This is a genomic window from Idiomarina sp. UBA4206, assembly GCF_002383015.1.
In the GTDB taxonomy this organism is placed as follows: domain Bacteria; phylum Pseudomonadota; class Gammaproteobacteria; order Enterobacterales; family Alteromonadaceae; genus Idiomarina; species Idiomarina abyssalis.
The window spans coordinates 4,391-8,445 of sequence record NZ_DFTS01000013.1; the positions used below are offsets into that span (position 1 = coordinate 4,391).

A 4,055-nucleotide genomic window follows, 5' to 3' on the forward strand; every position below is an offset into this window, starting at 1 on the left:
GCCGATGCTGTTGCGCTCCGAAAAATTGCTCATTGTGTTGCTCAGCACGCAATAATTCATTCGCCACCAGCCTAATTTCTATAACCGGCTCCGGCAAAGGGATGGATTCCATTTTCAACTGCAGTAAAGACAAGAAATTAGACCCTCGCCAACCCGGCTCAGCTAAAGCGACCGGAACAACTGAAGGAGGCTCATTGCGATGCTGCAGTTCAACTTTTACCTGCTGTACCACTTTCTGCCGTTGATAAAGAAAATTCTCCAGCTCCCCGAACAGTCTTTTTAGCGGGAACAGTAACCCTTGCCAATGAGGGATCTCAGTCACCAGGTCTAAGCTTTGCTGAAAACTTTCCGGAGGCATAAAAAAGTTGTGGCTTTGTTGCTTCAGCCCTTGCAGCTGCTCCAGATGCAATAACGTTTCCAACCCTAATTGGCGGCCAACTTCCCCTCCGGGCAGTTGCATAAGCTCCCCCAGCAAACGAAACCCCGCAGCTTTGCTGTGCTTCTGCGCTTTCAGGCTTAAACCGGCATTCTGAATGGGTAACTCTGCCAGCAGATTAGCTTGCCTTTCAGCCAAAAGAGAAACAGGAGAACCAAATTCGGCTAACAATTGCGCAGCTAATGAGTTATCCGCAACAGCCAACTGCGAAGTAACCGGTAATTCCTGAACTTTTTGCGCCAAGACATTAAATGCGCCATTACGCCCACCATACAATTGTTCCAGGCTGTTCAACTCAATTGCCAGCCCTTGCGGTGGGTACAACACCAGCTTGGCTGCCCACTGATACAAGTGGGTGGCCAACTGCTGCAGGGCTTGCTCTTCACGCTCTGACGAATACTCCATGAGCTGCAGCTGCTCACAAAGCGATATTGCCATAACGGTCTGAAGTTGTGGCCTTACACCACATTCCAATGCCCGCGCATTGCACTGCACAATAACAGACTGACTGCCCTGTAACTGATGAAACGCCAGAGGCAGTGTGTTGCTCTCAGGCTGTAACCGAACCCGGTTATCCAGCAGCAACTGAGGGAAATGACAATACAGCCACATTACTGAAGCGCTACGTTTTCCAATGGCCAGCCAGCTTTACGCTTTAACAAGTCCAGCGTGACGCCTGTTGTGGTCATCTTTACACGTAACCGATTAGAGTACGCCCGGGCTTCTTCATTAACCGTTGGCTCACTCAGGACCACACCCATTTGTCCTGTTTGCGACGCTTTATACCAACGTCGGACACACTGAGCTGTCGTTGCTTTTTGCTCAAACCAACCCAGTGCCAAGGCATTTTTTGTTTGCAGTACCTGCTCAAAAGCCCAGGCTGCTTTTTCTGCATTCGTTTGAATGACTATCTGCATCGACTTGCTTAAGCCATAATAATGCAACCCCGCCGCCGACAGCCAGGCTGGAGGGTTTATCCAGAAAACGGGCTGATGATGCTGCACGGCCTGCTTTACCAGCGGCAATAGCAAAGCCTGCTCAGAGAAGGGCGCTTGTAGCTGCCACTCATGCAAACCCGGGTATTGCCACCCGCCACCAAGCACTTTGTCCAGCTGCTTAAACCCCGTGCTTAGCGTTGCTGCCTGAGTGTCTGTCGTCTGGCCATGCCAGATAAGCCCCTGTTGGATAAGGGTCTGAATCTTTGTCTGCATAACGCCTCCAATACTGTACATATATACAGTATCATTAATTTTTACTGGTTAGCAACAGACATCATTCCTGGCTTCAGTTATCATTTGCTCATTGTTTATGGTTAGGGCTGGGCGATATGCTGACATCAATACTTATTCCCTTCAGAGTGGTTATTAACTTTTTATGGGGATTAATCACCACCGCTATTATTGGTGTTTCAATTATTGGTATTGGTGTTTTTAAAGTGTTACTGCCATTTAAAACCCCTCAACGCATTTGTTCGCAGCTAGGAAACGGCTTATTCAGAGTCTGGGCATACTGTATGTCGATGATGTTTCAGCTGACCCAACGCATGGACTGGCACATTAAAGGTGACCTGGAACTCCATGAAAAGGGTTGGTATATGGTTATGGCAAACCACCGTAGCTGGGTCGATGTACTGGTATTAATGCACCTGACCCGCCGCCATATGCCAATGCCACGCTTTTTCCTAAAGTCACAGCTTATGTGGGTACCTATTATTGGCTGGGGCTGCTGGGTACTCGATATGCCCTTTATGAAGCGCTATTCAAAAGAGTTGCTAAAGAAAAAGCCCCATTTAAAAGGCAAAGACATCGCAACAACCACGCGTTCCTGTGCTAAGTTCCGTCACATTCCCACAACAGTGGTGAATTTCTGCGAAGGCACACGATTTACTCCGGAAAAGCACAAGAAAAAACAAAGCCCTTTTCGTAATTTGCTCCCTCCCAAAGCAGGTGGTACCGCCTTCTCACTGCAAATTATGGGCGGTCAGTTTGAAGCCATTCTGGACATTACCATTGTTTATCCGGGGAACGATAAGCGCCCGGTAGTCTGGCATCTATTAAGCGGACAGCTGAAAAACGTCTATGTTGATATACAGACATTGCCTATTACTAAAGACTTAATTGGTGATTACGCCAGTGACGAAGCTTTTAGGGCTCACTTTCAACAGTGGCTGAATAAACGTTGGCAGCAAAAAGACCAAACCATTGACGAAATGCGTAAGGAAATTCACAGCACCCGCTAAGGGAGTTTTATAATGGACTTTGAGTTTATAAAAGAGTGGCTTCAAAAATTCGGAATTGACAGTAACCTACAAGAGCTGAGTCTTGTTATCAGCTCATTACTCGTTTTAATAGGTTGTTACATTGCTTATGCCTTAGCCCGTTGGATTATTGATCACGCCATTGATCGGTTACTCAGCAAAGCACCTGAGCGTTGGTATAAAGCTTTAGTTAACAGTGGCTTTTTCAAGCGCTGTGCAAACCTGGCTCCTATTGTCGTAATACACAGCTTTATACCTATTCTGTTTATTGATGACTTCGAAAGCTGGCAGTCGCCGCTACGTACCGTTGTAGGGGTTTACCTCACCTGGGTTATCACCAGTATTCTTACCGCCTTAGCTAACGTTATTTCAATTGCCTATGACTACACCTATAAAGCAAGAGAAGTCCCAATTACGGGGGTTATACAGGTGGCCAAGCTCGTTTTGGTGCTGATGGCTATCATTATTACCATTGCCATTATTATGAACAAGTCGCCCATGTACCTACTAAGTGGCTTCGGTGCAATGACCGCTATTTTGATGGTGGTTTTCAGAGATACCTTAATGGGCTTTGTTGCCGGAGTACAATTGGCGACTAACCGCATGGTTGCCATAGGGGACTGGATAGAGCTGACTGACCACGGTGTTGATGGCACAGTGCAAGAAGTTGGGCTTATTTCAGTAAAAGTCGAAAATTGGGATAAAACCATTGTTTATTTACCGACTTATGTTTTGATTCACGAATCCTTTAAAAACTGGCAGGGAATGGTTAATACCGGAGGTCGTCGCATGCGCCGATCACTGATGATTGACCTCGACAGTTCCAAAATTCTTTCCGACGAGCAACTGGATGAGTTGGCTAAAAAGCACTTCAAACAGTCCGCAGAAGACTGGTTAGAGGCTAATGAACTGGAAAAGCCGGTCAGTAATTTAACCGTCTTTAGAGTGTTTACCGATAATTACCTTAGAAACCATAAGCAAGTCCGAGAAGACCTCACACTCATGGCTCGATTAATGCAGCCGACGGCTGCCGGTATCCCTTTAGAAATTTATGCTTTTTGTAAGCAAATCGACTGGATGAAATACGAGGCAGTACAAAGTTCTATTGTGGAATACTTGTACAGTGTTATGCCGGACTTTGGACTGAAGAACTATCAGTTTTTAAACAATAATCAGGCCTTCTCGCAGAATGGAGAAGGCGCTTATTGTCAGTACAAACCGGAGTCCTGAATTATTTTTCCAGCAGATAACCGGCCAGGCTAGAAAAATCTTCAAGGAAGTTGTCGCTGTCACGGAAACCCTGTGGCAGCATTTGATACTTACCGTTGACAATAAAGGTCGGTGTTGCGTTAACCCCTAAGT

General features: G+C 46.4%; 4 protein-coding genes. 2 read left to right on the forward strand and 2 right to left on the reverse strand.

Annotation, left to right across the window (positions count from 1 at the left end; all coding sequences use genetic code 11):
• Positions 1-1,048 (reverse strand): Y-family DNA polymerase (locus tag B3180_RS02460; protein WP_286842817.1); only part of this gene is annotated, 1,048 nt, incomplete at its 3' end.
• Positions 1,048-1,647: an ImuA family protein gene (locus B3180_RS02465; protein ID WP_199493883.1), complete on the reverse strand. Its 600-nt coding sequence runs from the start codon at positions 1,645-1,647 to the stop codon at positions 1,048-1,050. The genes B3180_RS02460 and B3180_RS02465, both read right to left, overlap by 1 nt.
• 116 nt (positions 1,648-1,763) lie before the next feature.
• On the opposite strand from B3180_RS02465, the gene B3180_RS02470 reads away from it, so the two are divergent.
• A complete protein-coding gene (locus B3180_RS02470; protein WP_199493884.1) occupies positions 1,764-2,675 on the forward strand; it encodes an acyltransferase in 912 nt (303 codons plus the stop codon).
• Positions 2,676-2,687: 12 nt separating this feature from the next.
• A complete protein-coding gene (locus B3180_RS02475) occupies positions 2,688-3,923 on the forward strand; it encodes a mechanosensitive ion channel family protein (protein WP_054489049.1) in 1,236 nt (411 codons plus the stop codon).
• Positions 3,924-4,055: the final 132 nt, after the last annotated feature.

Excerpts from the sequence above, each read along its gene's own strand:
- B3180_RS02465 (WP_199493883.1), bottom strand. The coding sequence starts at position 1,647 with ATGCAGACAAAGATTCAGACCCTTATCCAACAGGGGCTTATCTGGCAT.
- B3180_RS02475 (WP_054489049.1), top strand. The coding sequence starts at position 2,688 with ATGGACTTTGAGTTTATAAAAGAGTGGCTTCAAAAATTCGGAATTGAC.
- B3180_RS02470 (WP_199493884.1), top strand. The coding sequence starts at position 1,764 with ATGCTGACATCAATACTTATTCCCTTCAGAGTGGTTATTAACTTTTTA.